20 protein-coding genes are annotated in these 23,182 nt (G+C 74.6%); 13 read left to right on the forward strand and 7 right to left on the reverse strand.

Going from position 1 to position 23,182, the window contains the following annotated elements:
* Positions 1-173: 173 nt before the first annotated feature.
* On the forward strand, positions 174-749 hold the full coding sequence (locus ACZ6IM_RS14730) for a TerD family protein (protein WP_007450822.1): 576 nt from the start codon (positions 174-176) through the stop codon (positions 747-749).
* A gap of 103 nt (positions 750-852) precedes the next feature.
* Here the strand turns inward: ACZ6IM_RS14730 and ACZ6IM_RS14735 are convergent, their stop codons facing one another.
* Both ACZ6IM_RS14735 and ACZ6IM_RS14740 read right to left on the reverse strand, forming a co-directional pair.
* Positions 853-1,506, reverse strand: a complete 654-nt coding sequence (locus ACZ6IM_RS14735; RefSeq protein WP_052839103.1) for a response regulator — start codon at positions 1,504-1,506, stop codon at positions 853-855.
* Positions 1,503-2,756 (reverse strand): sensor histidine kinase, encoded by a 1,254-nt coding sequence (locus tag ACZ6IM_RS14740; RefSeq protein ID WP_052839102.1) that lies wholly within the window; start codon positions 2,754-2,756, stop codon positions 1,503-1,505. Before ACZ6IM_RS14740 ends, ACZ6IM_RS14735 begins: the two co-directional genes overlap by 4 nt.
* A 252-nt stretch (positions 2,757-3,008) precedes the next feature.
* Between ACZ6IM_RS14740 and ACZ6IM_RS14745 the strand changes: the two genes are divergently transcribed.
* Together ACZ6IM_RS14745 and ACZ6IM_RS14750 are read left to right on the forward strand one after the other, a co-directional pair.
* Complete coding sequence (locus tag ACZ6IM_RS14745; RefSeq protein WP_052839101.1) at positions 3,009-3,578, forward strand: GlcG/HbpS family heme-binding protein; 570 nt, start codon at positions 3,009-3,011, stop codon at positions 3,576-3,578.
* 101 nt (positions 3,579-3,679) lie between these two features.
* Positions 3,680-5,098, forward strand: a complete 1,419-nt coding sequence (locus tag ACZ6IM_RS14750; protein ID WP_469556775.1) for a M1 family metallopeptidase — start codon at positions 3,680-3,682, stop codon at positions 5,096-5,098.
* A 21-nt stretch (positions 5,099-5,119) separates the two neighbouring features.
* Here ACZ6IM_RS14750 and ACZ6IM_RS14755 read toward each other — a convergent pair whose 3' ends face one another.
* Both ACZ6IM_RS14755 and ACZ6IM_RS14760 read right to left on the reverse strand, forming a co-directional pair.
* Positions 5,120-6,091 carry a bifunctional GNAT family N-acetyltransferase/NUDIX hydrolase gene (locus ACZ6IM_RS14755; protein WP_052839099.1) on the reverse strand — a complete coding sequence of 324 codons (972 nt, stop codon included), beginning with the start codon at positions 6,089-6,091 and terminating at the stop codon, positions 5,120-5,122.
* A gap of 9 nt (positions 6,092-6,100) precedes the next feature.
* Positions 6,101-7,225, reverse strand: a complete 1,125-nt coding sequence (locus ACZ6IM_RS14760; protein WP_469556778.1) for an NAD(P)-dependent alcohol dehydrogenase — start codon at positions 7,223-7,225, stop codon at positions 6,101-6,103.
* Between the two features lie 107 nt (positions 7,226-7,332).
* On the opposite strand from ACZ6IM_RS14760, the gene ACZ6IM_RS14765 reads away from it, so the two are divergent.
* The 3 genes from ACZ6IM_RS14765 to ACZ6IM_RS14775 all read left to right on the forward strand — a co-directional run bounded on the left by ACZ6IM_RS14765 (position 7,333) and on the right by ACZ6IM_RS14775 (position 9,235).
* On the forward strand, positions 7,333-7,932 hold the full coding sequence (locus ACZ6IM_RS14765) for a TetR/AcrR family transcriptional regulator (RefSeq protein ID WP_052839097.1): 600 nt from the start codon (positions 7,333-7,335) through the stop codon (positions 7,930-7,932).
* A gap of 69 nt (positions 7,933-8,001) precedes the next feature.
* Positions 8,002-8,502 (forward strand): hypothetical protein, encoded by a 501-nt coding sequence (locus ACZ6IM_RS14770; protein ID WP_052839096.1) that lies wholly within the window; start codon positions 8,002-8,004, stop codon positions 8,500-8,502.
* A gap of 4 nt (positions 8,503-8,506) precedes the next feature.
* Positions 8,507-9,235 (forward strand): hypothetical protein, encoded by a 729-nt coding sequence (locus ACZ6IM_RS14775; RefSeq protein WP_469556781.1) that lies wholly within the window; start codon positions 8,507-8,509, stop codon positions 9,233-9,235.
* A gap of 15 nt (positions 9,236-9,250) precedes the next feature.
* Here the strand turns inward: ACZ6IM_RS14775 and ACZ6IM_RS14780 are convergent, their stop codons facing one another.
* Entirely contained in the window at positions 9,251-9,955 is a 705-nt protein-coding gene (locus ACZ6IM_RS14780; RefSeq protein ID WP_469556783.1) for a pentapeptide repeat-containing protein, read from the reverse strand.
* A gap of 162 nt (positions 9,956-10,117) precedes the next feature.
* Between ACZ6IM_RS14780 and ACZ6IM_RS14785 the strand changes: the two genes are divergently transcribed.
* The 4 genes from ACZ6IM_RS14785 to ACZ6IM_RS14800 all read left to right on the forward strand — a co-directional run bounded on the left by ACZ6IM_RS14785 (position 10,118) and on the right by ACZ6IM_RS14800 (position 14,821).
* Entirely contained in the window at positions 10,118-11,278 is a 1,161-nt protein-coding gene (locus ACZ6IM_RS14785) for an NAD(P)-binding protein (protein ID WP_469556785.1), read from the forward strand.
* Positions 11,279-11,338: 60 nt separating this feature from the next.
* Entirely contained in the window at positions 11,339-12,319 is a 981-nt protein-coding gene (locus ACZ6IM_RS14790) for a zinc-binding dehydrogenase (protein ID WP_052839092.1), read from the forward strand.
* A gap of 68 nt (positions 12,320-12,387) precedes the next feature.
* Entirely contained in the window at positions 12,388-13,890 is a 1,503-nt protein-coding gene (locus ACZ6IM_RS14795) for a DHA2 family efflux MFS transporter permease subunit (RefSeq protein WP_052839091.1), read from the forward strand.
* A 49-nt stretch (positions 13,891-13,939) separates the two neighbouring features.
* Positions 13,940-14,821, forward strand: a complete 882-nt coding sequence (locus ACZ6IM_RS14800) for an aminoglycoside phosphotransferase family protein (protein ID WP_469556788.1) — start codon at positions 13,940-13,942, stop codon at positions 14,819-14,821.
* 25 nt (positions 14,822-14,846) lie between these two features.
* Here the strand turns inward: ACZ6IM_RS14800 and ACZ6IM_RS14805 are convergent, their stop codons facing one another.
* Positions 14,847-18,515, reverse strand: coding sequence for a helix-turn-helix transcriptional regulator (locus tag ACZ6IM_RS14805; RefSeq protein ID WP_469556789.1), 3,669 nt, complete (start codon positions 18,513-18,515; stop codon positions 14,847-14,849).
* Between the two features lie 342 nt (positions 18,516-18,857).
* Here ACZ6IM_RS14805 and ACZ6IM_RS14810 point away from each other — a divergent pair, with 342 nt between their 5' ends.
* The 3 genes from ACZ6IM_RS14810 to ACZ6IM_RS14820 all read left to right on the forward strand — a co-directional run bounded on the left by ACZ6IM_RS14810 (position 18,858) and on the right by ACZ6IM_RS14820 (position 22,488).
* Positions 18,858-19,529: a helix-turn-helix transcriptional regulator gene (locus ACZ6IM_RS14810; protein WP_469556791.1), complete on the forward strand. Its 672-nt coding sequence runs from the start codon at positions 18,858-18,860 to the stop codon at positions 19,527-19,529.
* A 194-nt stretch (positions 19,530-19,723) separates the two neighbouring features.
* Positions 19,724-20,401 (forward strand): Pvc16 family protein, encoded by a 678-nt coding sequence (locus ACZ6IM_RS14815; protein ID WP_052839086.1) that lies wholly within the window; start codon positions 19,724-19,726, stop codon positions 20,399-20,401.
* Positions 20,402-20,406: 5 nt separating this feature from the next.
* Positions 20,407-22,488, forward strand: coding sequence for an ATP-binding protein (locus ACZ6IM_RS14820; RefSeq protein WP_469556794.1), 2,082 nt, complete (start codon positions 20,407-20,409; stop codon positions 22,486-22,488).
* 27 nt (positions 22,489-22,515) lie between these two features.
* Here the strand turns inward: ACZ6IM_RS14820 and ACZ6IM_RS14825 are convergent.
* A partial coding sequence (locus ACZ6IM_RS14825) for an RICIN domain-containing protein (protein WP_469556796.1) occupies positions 22,516-23,182 on the reverse strand: 667 nt, incomplete at its 5' end.

Raw genomic sequence — 23,182 nt, forward strand, 5'->3', positions numbered from 1 at the left:
TCCCAATATCCCGAACCCGTCCGGCTCCCGGTTTCCGGGCCGGGTCCTCGGCCTCGGCCTCGGCCTCGGTAAAGAAAGTAAAGAGAGGTGGAACCTTGTGGACCCCTCTCGTCGTTCATGGTGGTAGCTGTAGCTTTCTTGCCGTACGTAAACGAGGGAAGGGACTCCCAACAATGGCTGTAAGCCTGTCCAAGGGTGGCAACGTCTCGCTCACCAAGGAGGCTCCGGGCCTGACCGAAGTCACCGTGGGGCTCGGCTGGGACGTCCGCACCACCACCGGCACCGACTTCGACCTCGACGCCTCCGCGATCGCGGTCAACACCCAGGGCAAGGTCTACTCCGACGCCCACTTCGTCTTCTTCAACAACAAGCAGACGCCGGACAACACCATCGTCCACACCGGTGACAACCGCACCGGCGAGGGCGCCGGCGACGACGAGGCGATCAACGTCAACCTGGCCGGTCTGCCGGCCGACATCGAGAAGATCGTCTTCCCGGTCTCGATCTACGACGCGGAGAACCGCTCGCAGAACTTCGGCCAGGTGCGCAACGCCTACATCCGCATCCTCAACCAGGCCGGCGGCGCCGAGATCGCCCGCTACGACCTGTCCGAGGACGCGGCCACCGAGACCGCCATGGTCTTCGGCGAGCTGTACCGCAACGGCGCCGAGTGGAAGTTCCGCGCCGTCGGCCAGGGCTACGCCTCGGGCCTGGTGGGCATCGCCCAGGACTTCGGCGTGAACGTCTGACGTTCACCGCCCGTGCCATCCGTACGAAGGCCCCCCGGACGTCCGGCCGGGGGGCCTTCGGCGTCCGAGTCGACGGGACGGCGCGGGGGCGGGGGCCGGGGTGTCAGGGCAGCAGGCGCTGCTCCTTGGCCACCGCGACCGCGCCCGCGCGGGTGTCGACGCCGAGCTTGTCGTAGATGCGGCGCAGATGCGTCTTCACCGTGGCCTCGCTGATGAACAGGGCGCGGGCGATCTCCCGGTTGCCGAGACCGGTGGCGAGCTGGGCCAGGATGTCGCGCTCGCGGTCGGTGAGGGCGGGGCGCGGCCTGCGCAGGTTGGCCATGACCCGGCCCGCGACCGGCCCGGACAGAGCCGTACGGCCCTCGGCGGCGGCGTGGATGGCGGCGAACAGTTCCTCGGGGCGTTCGGCCTTGAGCAGGTAGCCGGTCGCGCCCGCCTCGATGGCGCGGGTGATGTCGGCGTCGGTGTCGTAGGTCGTCAGTACGAGGACGTGCGGTGTGCGGCCGGAGCCCGTGGTGAGGCGGCGGGTGGTCTCCACGCCGTCGATGCCCGCGCCGAGCTGAAGATCCATCAGGACCACGTCCGGCGCCAGCCGTGCGGCCAGCGCGAGGGCCTCCTCGCCGGTGCCCGCCTCACCGGCCACCTCGATGCCGGGGGCGCTGTCGAGCAGGGCGAGCAGCCCGGCGCGTACGACGACGTGGTCGTCGCAGACCAGGATGCGCACGGGGGCGGGCCCGCCGTCTGCCGGGTCGGTCATCGGGGTGCCTCCTGCGGGTCGGCCGGAGCCGCCGGGTCGGTCCGGGGCGGGTCCAGGGGGACGGCGGCGGACAGCGCGGTGCCCTCGCCGGGCGCGGACTCGACGGTCAGGGTGCCGCCCAGCTGGCGCAACCGGGCGTGCATGGCGGGCAGTCCGTGTCCGCGCAGCCCGGCGGGGGCGTCGGACGGCTCCGCCGGGTCGAAGCCGTGCCCGTCGTCGGTGACGTCCAGGACGACCTCGTCGTCGAGGAGGGTGAGGCTGAGCGCGGCGGTGGACGCGCCCGCGTGCTCCCGGACGTTGGCCAGCGCGCCCTGGGCGATGCGCAGCAGGGCCGACTGGACGCGGTCGGGCAGCGGCGGGACGCGGGCGCCGTCGTCGACGTGGACGCGGACGGTGAGGTGGTCGCCGGACTCCCGGGCGGCCAGGGACCGGAGGGCGGCCTCCAGGCCGCCGCCGCGAGCGAGGTCGGCCGGGGCCAGGTCGTGGACGAAGCGGCGGGCCTCGGCCAGGTTGTGCTCGGCGACGGAGGCGGCGCCCCGGACGTGGGTGCGGGCCTTGGCCGGGTCGGCCTCCCAGACCCGCTCGGCGGCCTGGAGCAGCATCCGCTGGCTGGACAGGCCCTGGGCGAGGCTGTCGTGGATCTCCATGGACAGCCGCTGGCGCTCGGCGAGGGTGCCCTCGCGGCGTTCGGAGGCGGCGAGTTCGCGGCGGGTGCGGATCAGGTCGTCGATCAGCGCGCGCTGCCGGGCCGCCTGCCGCTCGGTGTGCAGGAACACGGCCGCGGCGATGGCGGCGACGGCGGGCGGGGCGAGCAGCAGGTTGGGGTCGAAGCCGCCGGCCAGCCGCAGCTGCGCGGCGACGACGAACACCGTCAGGACGGTGACCAGGACGAGCGCCGCCCGGGCGGGCAGGGTGCGCAGGCCGGTGTAGAAGAGGGGCACCGCGCACCAGGCGAAGCTGGGCGCCAGCACGACCAGCACCATCCACACCACGACGACCAGGCCCAGCCAGGCCAGGCGCCGCCGGGCGGGCGGCACAGCGGGACCGGACGGCCCGGGCCCGCTCAGGACGGGCCCGAGCAGGTGCAGCACGGCGAGGGCGAGGGACAGGGCGAGGATCCACGGGGTGCGGGGCTCTCCGGGGTGGCGCAGCAGGAAGCGGGCCAGGGCACCGCCGAGCAGCAGGAAGAACGCCACGTGCATGACGGCCCCGAGCCACCGGGTGTCCGGGTGGTCGTACGGCTTCGGCATCCGTCACCCGCCTCCTTCCGCCGGTCTCTCCTGCCGCGCTGTTCGTCCAACGTGCCGCAGATGACCGCTGAGCTGCGCGAACACTCCCATGGTGCCCTCTTCGGACGCCCCGTGGGTCAACCGATCGGACGACCCGGCCGTCGCCCGTTCCGTCGCCCACGAACAGCCGGAACGGCGACCGTGCGCCCCCGGTGCGGGCCGGAGAGTGGAGAGCACGAACCCGACCGCCCCCACCCGGAGGAGCAGACCACCATGAAGAAGACCCTCTCCCGTCGCGCCCGCATCGCCACCGGCGGCGCCGTGCTCGCCGCCGTCGCCGCCGGCACCTTCGGCACGGTGGCCGCCAACGCCTCGGCGCCCGGGGCAGCCCAGGACTCCGCGGTCTCCGCCGCTCCCGCCGCCGCGGCCGGCAAGCGCGACACCACCACCTCCACGCACCTGACGATCGACGCCGCCACGGAGGCCGCGCAGGCCGCCCTGAAGGCCGCGAAGAAGGAGGGCCAGCGGGTCACGGTCGCGGTCGTCGACCGCAACGGCAACACGATCCTCACGATGCGCGGTGACGGCGCCGGCCCGCAGTCCTACGAGTCGGCGGAGAAGAAGGCGTACACGGCCGTCTCCTGGAACGCCCCGACCAGCGAGCTGGAGGGCCGGCTGGAGAACGCCCCGAACCTGAAGGACATCCCGGGCACCCTGTTCCTGGGCGGCGGCGTCCCGGTCACCGCGGACAAGGCGCCGATCGCCGGTATCGGTGTCGCGGGGGCGCCGTCCGGCACCCTGGACGAGAAGTTCGCCCAGGCCGGTGCGGCGGCGCTGAACTGACCCGAGGACGGCGGCCGGCGGCTCGCGGCCGGTCCCAGCAGGCGGCCCCAACAAGCGGTCCCGACAGGCGTTTCACGTGAAACGCCCCATAGGATCACGTCGTGCGCACACCCCCCCGTCTGCTCGCAGCCACCGCCACCGTCCTCGCCCTAGCGGCGTGCAGTGGCGGTGGCGCGGTCGACGGCACCCCCGGCGGCTCGGGCGTGCGCGACCCGTACTTCCCCAAGGCGGGCAACGGCGGCTACGACATCGGCCACTACGACCTGGCCCTGGACTACGACCCCGCCACCGACGCCGAGGCCGGGCACCTCAGCGGCAGCGCGACGATCACCGCCCGCGCGACGCGGGACCTGTCCGCCTTCGACCTCGACCTCAAGGGCCTGGACGTCGAGAAGGTCACGGTCGAGGGCCGGGACGCCCGCTTCAACCGGGCCGGACAGGAACTGACCGTCCGCCCGGCCGAGGAACTGAACGACGGGGAGACGTTCCGCGTGACCGTCCGGTACTCGGGCGAACCGGAGACGATCACCGACCCCGACGACTCCGAGGAGGGCTGGCTGCCCACCGCCGACGGCGCGGTCGGACTGGGTGAACCGACGGGCTCGATGGCCTGGTTCCCCGGCAGCCATCACCCCTCCGACAAGGCGACGTACGACCTCGCGATGACCGTGCCGAAGGGCCTCGGCGTGGTCTCCAACGGCGAGTTGCGCGACGAGCGGACCCGGGACGGCCGTACGACGTTCACCTGGCACACCGCCGAGCCGGTGGCGAGCCATGTCGTCACCGTCGCCGTCGGCGAGTGGGAGACCGACCGCTCCACCACGGACGACGGCCTGCCGGTGTACACGGCCGTCGACCCGACCCAGGCCGACGCGAGCCGGAAGATCCTGAAGCGGATCCCCGAGATCATGGACTGGGCCCGGGAGAACTTCGGCCCCTACCCCTTCTCCTCCACCGGCGCGATCGTCGACCGCGACGAGGACGCCGGGTACGCCCTGGAGACCCAGAACCGGCCCTACTTCCCCGGCGCGCCCGACACCGTCCTGCTCGTCCACGAACTCGCCCACCAGTGGTACGGGAACTCGGTCAGCCCGAAGACCTGGCGGGACATGTGGCTCAACGAGGGCTTCGCCACCTACGCGGAGTGGCTGTGGGAGGAGGACCACGGCGGCGACACCGCCCAGGAGACCTTCGAGGCGCTGTACGACGGGACGTACTACGAGGACGAGGACGCGAACGACTCGGTCTGGGCGTTCCCGCCCGCGGACCCGCCCGACGCGGCGCACATCTCCGAGAGCCCTGTCTACCAGCGGGGCGCGATGGTGCTGCACAAGATCCGCGAGACGGTCGGCGACGACGCCTTCTGGGACCTGCTGCACGGCTGGGCCGCCGCCCACCGCCACGGCAACGCGGACACCGGGGACTTCACGGCGTACGTGGAGAAGTCGGCGCCGGACGAGGACTTCTCGGGGATCTGGGCGCACTGGCTGCGCGGGGACGGCAGGCCGGACTCCCGCTGAGGCGCCGCCCCCACGGCGGGCTCACCCCTCGTGGCCCTCGAAGGTGTCGAGCAGCAGGGCCAGGTCCGGGGGCCAGAGCGGCTCGGGCGCCTCGGCGAGTTCGGCCCGGCTCCACCAGCGCCAGGTGAGGATGCCGTCCGCGGCGTGGGCGGCGGCGAGGTCGGGGCCGGTGGGCTCGCGGCGGGGGCCGTGGGCGACGTAGATGTGCTCGTACTGGCGGACGGGGCCGACGCCCAAGTGGGTGAAGTCGTGTTCCCAGGTGCAGAGCAGGGGGCCCGGCTCCAGGTCGGTCCAGCCGGTCTCCTCGCGCACCTCGCGCAGGGCGCCCTCGCGGGGGCTCTCGTCCGCTTCCAGGCCGCCGCCGGGCATCGCCCAGTGCACGCCGACCTCGACGTTGTCGTAGCGCAGGAGGAGGACCGCGCCCTCGGGGTCGAGCACGGCGACCCGGGCGGCGCGGCGCGGGGTGCGCGGCTTGTCGCTGGGCAGTTCCTTGCGCAGCACCGTGCACGGGCGGTCGGCCCCGAGGTCGCGGCGGTGGTCCAGGACGGTGTAGCCGAGGGCGGTCCAGAAGGCGAGCCCGTCGGTGTTGCCGTCGAGGACGGCGAGCCGTACGGCGGTGCGGCCCGCGGCGCGGAAGCGGTCCTCGACGAGGGTCGCCAGCCGTCTGCCGCGGCCCTGCCCCGTCAGTCCCGCGTCCACCATCAGCAGCCCGATCCACGGGTCCGGGTCGGACCGGTCGGGGTGCCGGGACAGCGTCACCGCGATTCCGGCCGGCCGGCCCGCGTCCCTGGCGAGCAGCACCTCGGCGCCGGGCCGCGCCAGTTCACCGGCGAGCGCGGCCGCCACCTGCTCCGGGCGGATGTCGTCCGGGTCGGGGAAGTCGCCGCTGAGCGCGTGGAAGGCGCGGTGGGAGGCGTAGAGGGCGGTGAGTTCGGTGAGCACCGGGCCCGGGATGTCGTGGTCGGGGGTGAGGGGCAGCGGGGTCAGGATCACGGGGGAAACCTATCCGGCCGCCGGGCCGTGCCGTCGGGCCGTGTCGCCGGGCCGGTCCAGGTCGGAGAGGTCGAGGACGAAGCGGTGGCGGACGTCGCCCCGCTCCAGGCGGTCCAGGGCCTCGTTCACCCGCGCGGAGGGGAGGAGTTCGATGTCGGCGGTGATGCCGTGCGCGGCGCAGAAGGCCAGCATCCCGGCGGTCTCCTTGCGGCCGCCGCTGCCCGCGGAGCTGAGCTTCTTGCGGCCGATGAGCAGGTCGAGGGTCTCCACGGTGACCGGTCCGAGGTGTCCGAGGTGGCTGAGCGTGCCGTCCAGGGCGACCAGGCGGAGGTAGGCGCCGAGGTCGTGCGGGGCGGAGACGGTGTCGATGACGATGTCGAAGCGGTCGCGGGCGGCGGCCAGCTGCTCGGGGTCCGTCGAGACGACGAACCCGCGGGCGCCCAGGCGGCGGGCGTCCTCCGCCTTGCCCGGCGACCGGCTGATCACCGAGGTGTCGGCACCGAGGGCGACGGCGAACTTCACGGCGAGGTGGCCGAGGCCGCCGAGACCGGCCACGGCGACACTGGTGCCGGGTCCGGCGCCGAGGGCGCGCAGGGGCTCCCAGACGGTGATCCCGGCGCACAGGAGCGGTGCCGCGGCCGCCGGGTCCAGGCCTGCGGGGAGGGCGTACGCGAACCGTTCACCGAGCACGTACTCGCGGCTGTAACCGCCGAGGGTGGTCGAGCCGTCGACGCGGTCGGTGCCGCCGTAGGTCAGGGTGGGGAAGGTGTGGCAGAAGTTCTCCTGGCCGATCCGGCACATGGCGCACGCGCCGCAGGAGTCGACGATGTTGCCGACCGCGACCGGGTCCCCGGCCCGGAAGCGGGTGACCGCGGCGCCGGTCTCGGTCACCACTCCCGTGAACTCGTGCCCCGGGACGAGGGGCTCCGGGCCCCTCCCGTCGGTGGCCCCGGCCCGGAGGGCGTGCAGGTCGGTGTGGCAGACGCCGCAGTAGTCGACCCGGACGGCGAGGTCGTCGGGGCGCAGGTCGCGCCGTTGCAGCGGCGTCCGGCGCAGCGTCGGGATCGGCGTCGGATTCGGCGTCGGCGTCGATCCGTCCGGGGTCCCCGCCTGCCAGCCCACGGTGGTCCTCATGGCTCTCCCGACTCTCCAGACAGACTGTTCGGTCTATTTGAGCGTAGGCGTCCTCGCGGCATCAGGCAAACCAACTGTTCTGTTTGAGCGTGGGATATTCTGCGGAGATGCCCGACCGCACCCCCGACCAGCCCCTGACCTCTCGCGGAGCCGCCACCCACCGGCGCATCCTGGACGTCGCGACCCGGGAGTTCGCCGAACACGGGATCGCCGGGGCGCGCGTCGAGCGGATCGTGGCCGCCGCGCACACCAACAAGGCACAGCTCTACGCGTACTTCGGCAGCAAGGACGGGCTGTTCGACGCGATCTTCTTCGGCTCGCTGGACCGCATCGTGAACGTCGTGCCGATCGACGCCGACGATCTCGCGGACTGGGCCGTGCGCCTCTACGACGAGTATCTGCGCCGTCCCGACCTCATCCGGCTGGCCACCTGGGCGCGGCTGGAGCGGCGTCCTGCGGGGCACCTGGTCGACGACGCCGACCGCCGCGACGACGCCAAGCTCCGGGCCGTCGCCGAGGCCCAGGCGGCGGGCCGGGTGCGGCCCGGCGACCCGTTCGACGTGCTGGCCCTCGTCATCGCCATGTCCATGGCCTGGTCCCCGGTCAGCAACGTCTACGCAGCGACCGCCGACGAGCCCGAGGACGTGCACGAACGCCGGCGCGCCCTGCTCCGCGACGCGGTCCGCCGCGCCACGTCACCGGCCTGACGGTGCGCGCCGGGGACCGGTGGGGGCGCGGGGCGCGGGCCGTTCCGGGTCCGTGACACCATCACCTGCGTGCTCGACATCGGCTACGCCCTCTCCACCCGCTTCCCGGACCCGCCGCAGACGGACTACCGGCGCGCGGACGTCCACGCCCTGCGGCACGATCTGTTCTGCGGGGACGTGTACCTCGCCGACACCAAGGCGGACCGGGAGCTGTCCACAGCCTGGGGATGGGTGCCGGTGCTCGACTTCGCCTGGGCGCTGTGCGACATCGTGGAGCACATCGACCGGGACCCGGCGGGCTCCCGGGCCGCCCGGCCGCAGCGGGCGGAGCTGGACTTCACCGAGTCCACCGACCGCCTGCTCTTCGAGCGCCGCTTCGGCTGGGTCGACATCGAGGCGGAGTGGCTACCGGCGGACGAGCCCCCGCTGTCCTTCTCCCACACCGAACTGCGCCGCGAGGCCCGGGACTTCCTGCACGACCTGCTCGCCGACCTCACCGACCTGCACGAGGACCTGGCGGACAACCCGGCGATCTGGACCCTCCAGTCCCGCTTCCCGCGGGTGTCCTGAGCGCATGGGCCACCCGACCGCCCCGCTCACGGACGTCCCGCCGTTCCAGCCCGCTCTCGTCAAAGCGGTGTTCAGGGACGTGACCCCGCTGCACGTCTCCCGGCCGGCCGCCCGGGCCGCCGCGTCGGTGACGCGGACCGTGCTGACGGAGATCGTCGACGGCGCGAGGAGGGCGGCGGAGGAGGAGTCCCGGAAGAAGCTGGTTCCCGGGGACCTTCTGAAGGCGATCGACCGGAACGTCGAGCTGGAGGTGGGGACCAAGTGGTACGGCCACAGCCCGACGTTCCGCGCCCTGACCGGTGTCCTGTACGACGCCGAAGGTGCCGTCGTGCCCGCTCGCGGGCGCAGCGGGACGCGCACACCGAGTGCCGTGGCCGGCGCCCACCGGTTCGAGGCGGGGGTCAGGAGGCTGCTGCGGAGCCGGGGGGCGACGGCCGTCCCCGTGATGGTCCGCGACCTGGACGGCATCGCGAGCGTGTTCCTGACGGACCTCGCCCGGGACGCGGCGCTGGTCGTCCGCGAGGGCGGGGTCGAACGCTTCGGTGCGGTCGTCCAGGGGACGCCGGACGAAGCGGCTGCGCCCCCGTTCCCCAAGGATGTCCTCGGGGCCCTGTCCACCCGCACGGGGGACCGGCGGACCATCGGCCGGGACGACGTCCTGGCCGCCACCACGACGGTGTTGTTCGGCGGCCTCGGGCAGCGGGCCCTGACCGAAGCACGCGCCCACCCGTGATCCGCCGCACCCGCCCTACCCCTGAGCCAGCACCCGCACGCCCAGCTCCGCCGCGAGCACCGGAGCCAGGTCGAGGAGCTGGGCCGGGCTGATCACCGCGCCCGAGAGCCGGTCCACACCGCGGGCCAGCTCCAGCGGGGCGGCGCCGCGCAGGTCGACGTCGACCAGGGTGGCCGCGCTCAGGTCCGCCTGCTTCAAGGCGCAGTCCACGAACTCGACCCGCTCCAGGCGGGCGCCCCCGAAGTCCGGCTCGACCAGGACGCAGCTCTCGAAGACGACGTCCTTGAGGCGGGCCCGGCGCAGGTTCAGGTAGTCGATCTTGCCGCCCCGGATCAGGACCCGTTCCAGGACGGCGCCGTGCAGCTGGGTGCCGCCGAGGCGGGCGTCGAGCAGCTCGACGTCGCGCAGGGTCGCCTCCGCGAGGTCCGTGCCGACGCCCCGTACACCGGTGAGGCGGGTGTCGAGCAGCCGGGCCCGGGGCAGCGACGCCTCGTCCAGCGCGCAGCCCGTCAGCGCGCAGTCCATGAAGCGGGCGCCCGCGCCGTCCTGGCCGGTGAGGTCCGTCTCCCGGAACTCCAGCGCGTCGTAGTCCCCGTCCGGCTCCAGCCCGCCGCCGTCCTCGGGTGCCTCCAGCGGCGGCAGCCGCAGCTCCGGGTGCCGCGCCCCGCGCACCGCCGTCGTGCCGCGCCCGCCCGCCGTCCCCGCCGCTCTCCTCGCCATGGCCCCATGGTGCACCCCGCCACTGACACCCGCGCCGGCCTGCGCAGACGTCACTTCTCCCGGCCGAATGTCACATCCGGCACCCCTTCGGCCGTCGTAGGGGCAGACAGGCGCCGCGCAGGCGACCCGACCGCGACCCCGACCCGAGGGAGAACCCGAGTCATGCATCGCATCACCGTCATCGGCGGCGGCTTCGCCGGACTGACCGCGGCCATCACCGCCGCCGAGGCGGGCGCCGAGGTCACCGTCCACGAGGCCCACCACACGCTCGGCGGCCGGGCCCGCACCGCCGACGGCCCCTACCGGACCAACGACGGCCCGCACGCCCTCTACAACGGCGGCCCGCACTGGGCCTGGCTGCGCCGGCGCGACCTGATCGGCCCGCTCGCTCCCATCCCTCCGCTGGAGGCCGCCCGGCTGCGGCTGCGCCACCGGGGAGCGCTGCGCCGCACCCCGCCGTTCGCCATGCTGAAGCTGCTGCGCCGGGGCGTCGGGCCGGCGCCCGTCGACACCGACTTCCTGACCTGGGCGACGGGGATCGCGGGCGAGGAGGGCGCCCGGGCCGCCGCCCACTACTGCGCCGTCGCCCTGTTCCACCACGATCCGGGCTCGCTGTCCGCCGCCTTCGTGCAGGAGCGGCTGCGGCGGGCCGCCAAGCTGCCGCCCGAGGCGCACTACCCGCGCGGCGGCTGGGGCGGGGTCGTGGACCGGATGGCCGCCCTGGCCTGGAACCTCGGGGTCCGGATGGAGACGGTCTCCCGCGTGGACACGCTGCCCACCGACACCCCCGTCATCGTTGCCACCTCCCTCGACGCGGCCCGCCGCCTGCTGGACGACCCCTCGCTGACCTGGCCGAGCGGCCGCACCGCCCTCGTCGACCTGGCCGTACGGACCCGGCGCGGCGACGCCTTCGCCGTCTCCGACCTGGACGCGCCGGGGTGGATCGAGCGGTTCACGGCGCAGGACCGCACGCTCGCGCCCGCGGGCGAGCAGCTGATCCAGGGCCAGATCCCGCTCGCCCCCCACGAGTCGAAGGCCGACGGCGCCGCGCGGGCCGAGCATTTGCTCGACCTCGGTTTCCCCGGCTGGCGCGAGCGGCTGACCTGGCGGCGCGACGCGGTCGCGAACGGCCGTACCGGCGCCGTCGACCTGCCGGGCACCACCTGGCGCGACCGGCCCGCCGTCGACCGCGGTGACGGCGTCTACCTCGCCGGTGACCAGGTCGCCTCGCCCGGTCTGCTCTCCGAGGTCTCCTTCAACAGCGCCCTGACGGCGGTCTCCCTCGCCCTCGGCCGGCGCGAGCTTGACCTCAAGCACGCTTGAGGTCGTTGGGTGGGGCCCACAGCAGTCCGCAGCAGCGCACTCTTCCCCTGGGGGACCGTCATGCACGCCATCCGTCTGCACGCCTTCGGCCCGGCCGGCAACCTCGTCCTGGACGAGGTGGAGGACCCGGAGCCGGGACCCGGCCAGGTCCGCGTCGCCGTCCGCGCGGCGGGCGTCCACCTCCTGGACACCGCACTGCGCGCGGGAGTCCGGGGCCCGGCGCCCGCGCTTCCCGAACTGCCCACGGTCCCCGGCCGCGAGGTGGCCGGCGTCGTCGACGCCCTCGGCGCGGGCACACCGGAGAGCTGGCTGGGCAGGCGCGTGGTCGCCCACCTCGGCTTCGCCCCCGGGGGTTACGCCGAACTCGCCGTCACCGACGTCGCCCGCGTCCACGAGATCCCCGCGAACCTGGACTTCGCCCAGGCCGTCGCCATGATCGGCACCGGTCGTACGGCGATGGGGATCCTGCAGTTCGCCGAGCTGGGTCCCGGTTCGGTGGCCGTGGTCCCGGCCGCCGCGGGCGGCATCGGCACGCTGCTGGTGCAGTACGCGAAGAACGCGGGCGCCACCGTGGTCGGGCTCGCCGGCGGCCCGGAGAAGACCGCGCTCGTCGCCGCGAACGGCGCCGACCTCGCCGTCGACTACCGGGATTCCGGATGGCCGGCGAAGGTCCGCGCCCACCTGGGCGGCAGGGCGGCCACCGTCGTCTTCGACGGCGTGGGCGGGGACGTGGCACGCGAGGCGGTCGCCCTGCTCGGACCCGGCGGCCGGCACCTGGTCTTCGGCTGGTCGGGCGAGGGCCTGCACGACGGCACCCCCTACCTCGTCGACGGCGTCTCCCAGCAGGTGCTGGGCCCGGTGATGATGGCGAAGGCGGGCGGCACCGACCCCATGCGCACCCTCGAACTGCGGGCCCTCGCCGAGGCCGCCGAGGGGCGGCTCATCCCGGCCGTGCGGCGCTTCCCGCTCGCCGACGCCGCCGCCGCGCACCGCGCCCTGGAGAACCGGGGGACGACCGGAAAGGTGGTCCTGGAGCCATGACCGACGAGGGGCGGCACGGGCCCGCGCACCAGGATGCGACCCATCCCGAACCGTGGTCTTCTGGCCAGATGAGTGGCTCCCGGACAGGTGGACCCGCCGCATCCGCGGAGGCCGACCCCCGCCGTTGGTGGGGGCTGGTGGTGATCGCGCTGGCCCAGCTGATGGTCGTCCTCGACGCGACCATCGTGAACATCGCGCTGCCCTCGGCCCAGCGCGACCTGGACATGTCCGACGCCAACCGGCAGTGGGTGATCACCGCCTACACCCTCGCGTTCGGCGGTCTGCTGCTGCTCGGCGGGCGGGTCGCGGACCTGGTGGGACGCAAACGCACCTTCGTCATCGGGCTGATCGGCTTCGCCGCCGCCTCCGCGATCGGCGGCGCCGCCACGACCTCGGCGATGCTCTTCGGCGCCCGCGCCCTCCAGGGCGTCTTCGCCGCCGTCCTCGCACCGTCCGCGCTGTCCCTGCTGACGACGACCTTCACCGACCCGAAGGAGCGCGGGAAGGCCTTCGGCATCTACGGCGCGCTGGCGGGCAGCGGCTCCGCGATCGGCTTCATCGTCGGCGGCGTGCTCACCGAGTACCTGAACTGGCGCTGGTGCCTGTACGTCAACATCCCCATCGCGATCGTCGCGGTGATCGGCGCGTTCGCGCTGCTGCACGACCGGCCCGGGCACGCCGACGCCCGTCTCGACGTGCCCGGGGTGGTCCTCGGCTGCGGCGGTCTCGTCGCCCTCGTCTACGGCTTCAGCGAGGCCCAGCCGCGCGGCTGGACCGACCCGCTGGTCCTGGCCCTGTTCGGGCTGGCCGTGGTCCTCCTGGCCACCTTCGTGTGGTGGCAGACCCGGGCGCCGACGCCCCTGCTGCCGCTGCACGTCATCCGGGAGCGCAACCGCGCGGGCTGCTTCCTGACGATGATGCTGGCGGTCATCGGCATGTTCGGGCTGTTCCTGTTCATGACCTACTACCTCCAGGTCATCCTCGGCTACTCCCCCGTGCGGACCGGCCTGGCCTTCCTGCCGCTGACCGCCGCGATCGTCGTGGGCTCCACCCAGATCTCGGCCCGGCTGCTGCCGCACGTGGGCCCGCGCATGCTGATGGTCCCCGGCATGCTCCTCGCCTCCGGCGGTATGGTGATCCTCACCCGGATCACCGTGCACTCGGAGTACGTCTCCGAGATCCTCCCGGCGCTGCTCCTGATGGGCCTCGGCATGGGCCTGACCTTCATGCCGGTGTTCTCCACGGCCACCGCGGGGGTCGCCCCGAAGGACTCCGGCGTGACCTCGGCGACGGTCAACACCTCGCAGCAGGTGGGCGGCTCGATCGGCACGGCGCTGCTCAACACCATCGCGACCAGCACCAGCGCGTCGTGGATCACCGCACACCTCACCGATCCCTCCCAGCGGGAGCTGATCGTCCGGGAGGGGATCGTGCACGGGTACACGGTCGCCATCTGGGTGGCCGCCGGGGTCATGCTGCTGGCCGCGGTGGTCGCCGGGGTGATGGTGACGGCCAAGGCGCCCAAGCACGGGGTGCCGGCGGACCGGGCGGTGCGGGAGCCGGTGGGCTGAGCGGATATCCGCGTGACCGCGCGGGCGCCCGACGGTAGCGTCCGGTGGTGTGATCGACGTACCCGAGGGGCTCGCGGCCTCACAGGCGAAGTACAACGGGGAGGCGGGGCGGGCCTTCGTCGAAGGACTGCCCGCGCTGGCGTCCGGGTTCCTGGAGCGGTGGGAGCTGCGGCTGGACGGGCCGTCGATGCACGGGTGGGCGGCGCTGGTGCTGCCGGTCGTGCGCGCCGACGGCACCGAGGCCGTGCTGAAGCTCCAGATCCTGGACCACGAGACCGAGGGCGAGCCGATCGCCCTGCGGGTGTGGGGCGGGGACGGCGCGGTGCGGCTGCTCGACCACGACGCGGCCACCGGGACCATGCTCCTGGAGCGCCTGGACGCCGGCCGGATGCTCAGCCACGTCGGGGACTCCCGCGAGGCCGTCCTGGTCATCGCCCGGCTGCTCGCACACCTCACCGCGACGCCCGCGCCGCCCGGCGTGCGCCGCCTCGGGGACATCGCGCGGGGCATGCTGGAGCGGACGCCCGGCACCCTGGAGCGCATCCCGGACCCGGCGGACCGGCGTCTGGTCGCCGACTGCGCCGCGGCCGTGCGCGAGGTCGCCGACGAGCCGGGCGACCGGCTGCTGCACTGGGACCTGCACTACGAGAACGTCCTCGCCGCGGACCGCGCGCCCTGGCTGGCCATCGACCCCAAGCCGCTGGCCGGCGACCCCGGGTTCGACCTGCTGCCCGCCCTGGACAACCGCTACGACCCGGCCGAGACCCGGTGGCGCTTCGACGCCATGACCGACGTCCTCGGCCTCGACCGGGAGCGGGCCCGCGCCTGGTCCCTCGGCCGCGTGCTGCAGAACAGCCTGTGGAACGTCGAGGACGGCGACCCGCTGGAGACGGAGCAGATGGAGATCGGGCGGCTGCTGCGCGCCCTGTGAGGAGTGCGCGGGTCACCGGCGGTCCTCAGCACCGGGTGTCGGGGTGCGGCTCCCGTTCCCGGCGCGGGCCGCGCTCCAGCGCGCCCGGCAGCTCCGTCCTGCGCCGTATCCGCAGCTTGCGGTAGGTGCTGGTCAGGTGGGTCTCCACGGTGCGCCGGGCGAGGTGCAGCAGGTCGGCGATCTCGGTGTTGGTGCGGCCGTCGGCGGCCAGTTCGGCGATCCGGCGCTCGCTGCCGGTCAGCGCTCCGGCGCCGGTGCGGGACGCCACGGAGCCGCGGGCGCCGCCTTCGCGCAGGGCCTGCCCGGCCAGGGTGAGCCAGCGCAGGGCGCCCTTGCGTTCGGCCAGTTCCGCCGCCTCGCGCAGCCGGGCCCGGGCGCGTCCGCGTTCGCCCGCGTCGAGGAGCTGACGGCCCTGGGCGAGCAGCGCGGGGATCAGCTCCATGTCGGTGTCGGCGGACGCGTCCCGCAGGGTCCGTACGGCCTCCTCGGCCAGCTCCAGGCCGCGGCGCCCGCCGGTCGCGGTGCCCAGCACACGCAGGGCGCGGCCCACGGTGCGGGGGGTGCCCCACACCCGGGCCAGCCGCAGTTCCTCCGTCGCCAGGGCCAGCGCCTCGGGGCCGCCGCCCAGCGCCAGCCGGCACTCCGCGACGGCGGTCCGCCACGGGGTGACGACGGGGCTGATCACCTCGCGGGCCGCCTGCCGGCGCCCGCACTCCAGGAAGTCGTGCAGGGCGCCCGCCGGGTCGCCGGTGGCGGCGCGCAGCACTCCACGCGCGTACAGGAAGCGGTTCAGCTCCCAGTTCTCCGGCACCTCGCGCAGGTCGAAGCGGTCGGCGTGGCGCAGTGCCTCGTCGCTGCGGCCGGTGTGGACGAGGGCCATCAGGGCGTGGGCGTCCCGGTTGGTGGGGCCGGGGCCGGGCCCGGTGTCGGCGGCGAGGGCGAGCAGCCGGGCGTGGTCGCCGCGGGCGGCAACGATGTCGGCGCGGGTGTTGAGCAGCGCGTGCTGCATCGGGTGCAGCAGGGCGGGGTGCTGTCCGGCCAGGCCGCGCTCCACGAGCCGCTCGGCCTCGTCGAGTTCGTCGGCCCACTGGGCGACCGCGGCGGCCGTACCGAGCAGGAAGGGCTCGGCGAGCGGGTCGGTGGGCTGTGCGAGCAGGTCCCGTACCCGGGTCATCGCCTCGTCGGCGGAGATCAGCGCGGCCGTCGCCGCGTACCGCACCAGCAGGGCCTGTCCGGCGGTGCCGACCAGCTCCGGGGAGTGCCGGCCGGTCTCGCACAGCCAGCGGTACACCTCCTGCCGGGTCGCCAGGTCCTCGTCGGACAGCAGCGCGGTGGCGGTCTGCACGGTGCGGGCCAAGCCCGGGTGGTGCCCGGACAGCCGGCCCTCGGTGCGGCGCAGCACCTCCATCGCGGTGCGGATCTCGCCGCGGCCGGCCAGGGCGGTGCCGAGGGCGACGGCCGTACGCACCCGGTTGCGGGGGTCGGCCGGCAGGTGCTGGGCCTCGGCGAGCCGTGCGATGGCGGCGGGGGTGTCGGCCGACGCGTACTCCAGGGAGCCCAGTTCGGTCAGCAGCCGTTGCCGGAGGTCGTCGGTGAGCGGCTCGTCCAGGGCCCGGCGCAGGTACCGGACGGCGTCGGCGGGCCGGGCGTCGTGCACGGCGACGGTCACGGCGTCGCGCAGGACGCGCAGCGTCCAGGACCGGCCGACGGCCGGGGTGCGCAGCAGGTGCCGGGCGACCGCCTCGACCCGGTCGCCGCGGCGCAGCATCGCCTCCGCCGCCGCCCGGTGCACGGCCTCGCGGCGCGGCCGGGGCCAGCCGCTCAGCACGGCGTCGCGCAGCAGCGGGTGGGCGTAGCGGGGGCGGCCGCCCATGTCGGGGCGCAGCAGTCCGAGCCGGGTCATGGCGGCGAGCCAGCCCTCGATCCGCGCGGGATCGGCCCCGGCCGCCTCGGCGAGCACGTCGACCGGGTCACCGGCCGACCCCTGTGCCGGGGGCGGGGAGGGGGTGCGCCACAGCGTCGTCCGGTGCGGCGCGTGCGCGGGCGGCTCGGTACGGCCGTAGACGGCACCGGGTGCGTCCTGCGGCCGTCCGTCGTACGGGTCGTGGACCGCGTACGCGGGGTACGGCGCCCCGTCGGCGGGTCCGGCGGACTCGTCTGGGTGCGGGTAGGGGCCGTGCTCCGGCAGCTCCGCGCCGGGCCCGCCGGGCAGCGGTGTCCGCGGACCCGCGCTCCACACGTCCCGGCAGCCCGGCGCGATGTCCCGGGGCCGACGCGAACGCGCCGTCGGTGCCTCGTGAGGATGCCGACGCGCGGTGTCGAACGACGAGACCCGCTGGTACGCCGCATCCGGAGACGGTGCCTGCGGATACGCACCGTCCGACGGCAGTGCCTGCGAGGACCCGGTGCCCGACGGCGACACCTGCCCGTACGCACCGCCCGTCGGCGACGCCTGCGGGGACGCGGTGCCGAACGGCGACACCTGCCCGTACACGCCGTCCAACGGCGACGCCTCCCGGTACACACCGTCCGACGGCGGTGCCTGCCGGTACACACCGTCCGCCGAAGACGGCTGCGGGTAGGCACCGCCCAACGGCGACGCCTGCGGGGACGCACCGCCCAACGGCGACACCTGCCCGTACACGCCGTCCAACGGCGACGCCTGCGGGGACGCACCGCCCAACGGTGACGCCTCCCGGTACACGCCGTCCGACGGCGGTGCCTGCCGGTACACACCGTCCGACGGCGGTGCCTGCCGGTAGGCGGCATTCGGCGGCGGTGTCTGCGCGTACGCCGTGTTCGAGGACGGTGTCCGCGGGTGTGGGAGGGCATGCCGAAGCGCGCCCCGGCGCTCCGGCGGGCCCGCGGGCCAGGCCTGCTCCAGGGCCGCGAGGCAGCGGGCCACGTCGGCCGTCGCCGGGCCGGCGCTCTTCAGCCACCAGGAGACGGCGGCCGGGTAGGACCCGGGGTACAGCGCGGCGCAGCTGTCCGGCACGGGCGGGACGCCGTCGGGGTGCGGCGTGCCGCCGAGGTCGTCCAGCAGGGCGTGCAGGAGCAGCGGACTGCCCGCGCCGGCCCGCACGCACTCCTCGACCCATCGCGCCGGCGCGTCCGGGAAGGCATCGCGGACCAGCCCGGCCGCCGCCCGGTCGCTGAGCGGGGCGAGGGTGTGGGTGCGCACCAGGGAGGGCGACAGCGCCTGGGTGAGTCCGGCGGGCCGCGGTTCGACGTCGTACTGGCTACGCTCGGTGGCGACCAGCAGTACTGGTAATCGGTCGACGTGCCGGGCCGCCTCCGTCAGCCAGCGGCGCGAGGAGTCGTCGGCGAGGTGGACGTCGTCGACGGCCACCAGCACCGGGCCCTCGGCCGCGTACGAGCGCAGCAGCCGCCACAGCCGGGCCGCGCTGCCCCGGTCGTCGCCGCCGGGCGCCGTGTCCGTGAACTCCGGTACCGGGCCGAGCAGGTGGAGGACCATGGCGAAGGGCACCGGGGTGTCCTCGGGCGAGCAGCGCACGCGCAGCACCCGCAGACCGCGGTCCTCGGCGTGCCGGGCGGCGGTCTCCAGTACGGCGGTGCGCCCGGTGCCGGTGGCGCCGCGCAGCAGGACGAGGCGGCCGGTGCCGGCCCGTGCGCGCTCGATCTCGGCCGCCAGCAGCGCGTGGGCGTCGTCGCGTTCACGGAGCGGTCCGGTCATCGGTGCCTCCTGTGGTGGATGGTGCTCCCCCGGTGTGTGAGACGAGCGACCGCGGTGAACGGTGGTGCGAAGTGGCGCGGGTCACGGTGGCGCGCGACCGGCCCCACGGGTCCCCGTCTCCGCTCGGTACCCCGCTGACCTGCCGGGACGCCCGCACGGCGGCCGCTCGTGGCGGTCGTCCCGCTGGTCTCGTGGTGTGCCTCGTGGTGCTCCACGATTGCGAAGTCCCAGCAGCCCCATAAGTGTGGAACACGCACATCCGCTACCGGCCTGTGCTGGACAGCGGGCACGTGAACAGGGGGGAAACGGTTGCTCAACTCACCCCGGAACACCACCACATCCATGACTTCCACCACGTCCACCGCCCACGGCGCGGGCAAGGCGGTCGGCGTCGTCGACCGGCGGGTCCCGGTGGCGGTGTCCGCTCCGGACCCGATCAGCCGCGAGGGCGCTGTCAGCCAGTTGCGCCGGCACCCGGAGATCGACCTGCGCGAGGAGTCGGGGCCCGGCACGGTGGCCCTGCTCATCGAGGACGCGCTCGACGACGCGGCGCTCACCCGGCTGCGCCGGATCGTGCGCAGCGAGGGCGCGCGTGCCGTGCTGGTGATCGGTGCGATCCGCGAGAGCGAACTGCTGGACGTCGTCGAGTGCGGCGTCGGCGCCATCGTCTGGCGGCACGAGGCCACCGCCCACCGGCTGGTGCAGGCCGTACTGGCCGCCTCGCGCGGCGACGGCGACCTGCCCGCGGACCTGCTGGGCCGGCTCATCAGCCAGGTGGGCACCCTGCACCGGGGCGCGGCGGGACGCCCCGGCGCCCCCTCGCTGGGCCTCGCACCCCGAGAGGTGGACGTCCTGCGGCTGGTCGCCGAGGGTCTCGACACCGGAGAGATCGCCGGCAAGTTGTCCTACTCCGAACGCACCGTCAAGAACGTCATGCACGGACTCACCACACGGCTCCATCTGCGCAACCGCGCGCATGCCGTGGCGTATGCCCTCCGGGAAGGCTACATCTGACCGAACGGGCAATCGAGGGCGGACCCTCCGGTCCGCGCGGGCAGGGCATCCTGCCCGTCCGTCGTCCCCGGCGCGCGTGCGGCCGGGACGGACCGGAGGAACGATCGGTGACGGGCATCGGTGGCAGCCACCGGTGACCGGCGGCAGCGGGCGGACCGTGCGGACTCAAGTGCGGCCAGGGCGGGAGCGCGAGCGTGATCCACGAGGTGGACGAGGTCCTCAAGACCCTCCTCAAGGGCGGAGCCTTGACGGACTCGGGCATCGACGTGGCCTTCGAGGCACCCACCCGTGACTGGGCGGCCCGGCGCAACGCCCCCGTCGTCAACGCCTACTTGTACGACATCCGCGAGGACGTGGGCCGTCGGCACCGCGGCCAGGTGGCGGTGCGCGACCAGGACGACATCGTCGTCAAGCGCCGGCAGCCGCCCCGCTGGTTCCGCCTGTCGTACCTGGTGACGGCCTGGACGAAGACCCCGCAGGACGAACACCGGCTGCTGTCCGCCGTACTGGCCACGCTGCTGCCCCGTGAGCAGCTGCCCCCCTACGAACTCCCCGGCGCGCTCGGCTCGATGGGCCTCCCGGTGCCGATGACGGTGGCGGGCGTCCAGACCGAGTCCCGTTCCCTCGCCGAGATCTGGTCCGCCCTGGGCGGCGAGCTGAAGCCGTCCCTCGACCTGGTGGTGACGGCGCCCTTCCCGGCCTACCCCGAGTACGACGCCGGGCCCCCGGTCACCGAGGGCGCGACGGTCCGGATCGGCGGCGTCGAGGGCGACCCGCCGATGTCCGAGGGCCGCTCGCACCGGCCGCACCAGGTGGCGGCGGCCCGCGCGGCCCGCAAGGCCGTGACGGACGGCCGCACGAAACGACAGTGACGACAGTGACGACCCCGAACACCCACGCCCGCATCCACGCTCCCGCCACCGCCTCCCCGGCCGGCGCACCGGCCGCCGACCCGCCCGGCGGTCCCGGCGACTCCCCCCGGGCGCTGCTGGCCCGGCTCGACGCGCTGCGGGACCGGGTGGCCGCGCTGGTCGAGCACCGCACCGCCGAGGACCCGACGGCCGACGACCCGCTGCGCGGCCTGTACCTGCCCGACGAGGCCGTCCACCACCTGCTGCGCACCTGGCCGTCGGCCGGCTCCGAGCCCGTGGCCGCGGCCGTGGAGCCCGTGACCGCCGGCGCTCCGGCCGGCCCCGGGGACCGGCTGGCCCGGCTGGCCGGGCGGGAGGGGCTGACCGAGCTGGACACCGCCGCCCTGCTCGTCGCCCTCGCCCCCGACGTCGACCGCACGTTCGAGCCGCTCTACGGCTACCTCAACAACGACGTGAGCCGCCGCCGCGCCACCGTGGGCCTCGCCCTCGACCTGTGCGGGGTGCCCGCGCACCTGGCGACGGCCAGGGCCCGGTTCCACGCCTCGGCCCCGCTGCGCACCCTCGGCCTGCTGGAGGTCGAGGAACCCGAGCGCCCCTTCCTGACCCGTTCGCTGCGCGTCCCGGACCGGCTCATCGGCCACCTCCTCGGCGACGAGACCCCGGACGCCGCGCTCCTCGGCCTGCTGCTCCCGATGCCGGGCCCGCTGCCCGCCGCGGGCGGCGACGCCGAGGTCTTCGTCCGGCGCCTGGCCGCCCGCCTTCAGGACGGCCCGCTCACCGCCTATCTGCGGGAACCGCGCGAGGGTGACGGCCTGGCCGCGCTGGCCACCGTCCTGGACGCCGCGGGTATCGACGCGCTGCGCTGCAGCGCACCCGAGGACCACGTACCCGAGCTGCTGCGCGAGGGCCGCCTCGACGGCCGGGCGATCGTGGTGTCGGGCCTGCCCGAGAAGCCGGGCCCGCTGGTGCGGGCGCTGACCGCCGCGACCGGCGTGACCGTACTCATGACGGACCCGCGCCCCTACGACCCGCACTGGGCCCCCGCCGACCCGCTCGTCCTGGACGCCCCCGGCCGCCGGGCCGGTGGCGTGGCCGTCTGGAGGGCCGCGCTGGGCGCCGACGCCGACGGGTTCGACCTGGCCACGGCCGTCGCCCCGTACCGGCTCGGCGGCGACCGCATCCAGCGGGCCGCGCACACCGCCCAGGCCCTTGCCGCCTTCGACGGCACGCCGGTCGGCGCCGAGCACGTCCGGCTCGCCGCCCGACGCCAGTCGGCCTCCGGGCTGGAGAGCCACGCCCGCCGGATCCGGCCGGACGTGGACTGGCAGGACCTGGTGCTGCCCGACAAGCCCCTGGTCCAGCTCCGCGAGCTGGCCCTGCGCGCCCGCCACCGCGACCGGGTCCTGGGCGACTGGCGGCTCAGCGCGGGCGGCGGCCGGGGCCGGGGCGTCCTCGGCCTGTTCGCGGGCGAGTCCGGCACCGGCAAGACGCTGTCGGCCGAGGTGGTCGCCGCCGACCTGGGCCTCGACCTGTACGTGGTCCAGCTGTCGTCGGTCGTCGACAAGTACGTCGGCGAGACCGAGAAGAACCTGGAGCGCATCTTCACCGAGGCCGACCGCACGGACGCCGTGCTCCTCTTCGACGAGGCCGACGCCGTCTTCGGCAAGCGTTCCGAGGTCAAGGACGCCCACGACAAGTACGCCAACATGGAGAGCGCCTACCTGCTCCAGCGGCTGGAGTCCTTCGACGGCATCGCCCTGCTCACCACCAACCTGCGCGCCAACATCGACGAGGCGTTCACCCGGCGCCTCGACCTGGTCGTCGACTTCCCGTTCCCGGACGTCGAGCAGCGCCTGGCGCTGTGGCGGCACAGCCTGTCGCGGGTCCCGTCCTCCGACGGCATCGACCCGGGTGTGCTGGCCCGGGACTTCGAGCTGGCCGGCGGTTCGATCCGCAGCGCGGTCGTCACGGCCGCGTACCTCGCCGCCGGACGCGACGACATGGTGACGGCGGACGACCTCCTGGAGGGCGCCCGCCGTGAGTACCGCAAGGCCGGCCGGCTGGTCCCGGGCGAAGGCGGCTGGTGACCGCCGGGACCGCCCGGGCCCCGGCCGTCAGCCCTTCTTCGGGTGGATGATCTCCCACTCCTGGTCGTCGACGTTGCTGCAGTTGTCGAGCACCATCTTGGAGAAGAGGGCGCCGCCGTTCGCGCCCTCCACACCGAGGCACTTCTGGTTGCTGGCGAAGTTGCGGATCCAGTAGTCCCCGCTCTCCTGCTTGTCGACCCACCAGAGCTGGTTGTCGGTCGAGGTGGTGCTGTCGCAGTGGAACTCGGTGACGGGCGTCCCCACGGCAGCGGACCCGTGGTTGGGCAGGTCCATGCAGAACCTGTCCTTGATGTTCCGGATCTGGAAGAGCGGCGCCCCGCCGGGCCCGCCCTTCTCGTACTTCACCTCGAGGTCCCAGATCTGGTTGTCCCCGTCGGTGTCGTCGCAGACGGCCTGCTGAACGGGTCCGTCGGCCACGCCCTTCTCCCGCCCGGGGAGTTCGGCGCACATGTGGCTGGTGGTGTTCCGCAGCAGGATGTTCTGGGCGGGGACCACCGGCTTCGCGGCCGGCTTGGCGGGCTTCTTGGACGGGCTGCCGCCACCTCCGCCGCCGTCCTTGTCGCCGCCGCCTTCGCCGCCGTCCTTCTCCTGCTCCTGGCCGGCCGAGGGCTGCTGCACCTGCGGCTGCTCGACCGGCGCGGACTCCGCACTGCTCGGCAGAGCCTCCGGAGTC

This window comes from Streptomyces sp. NPDC042336, assembly GCF_055581985.1.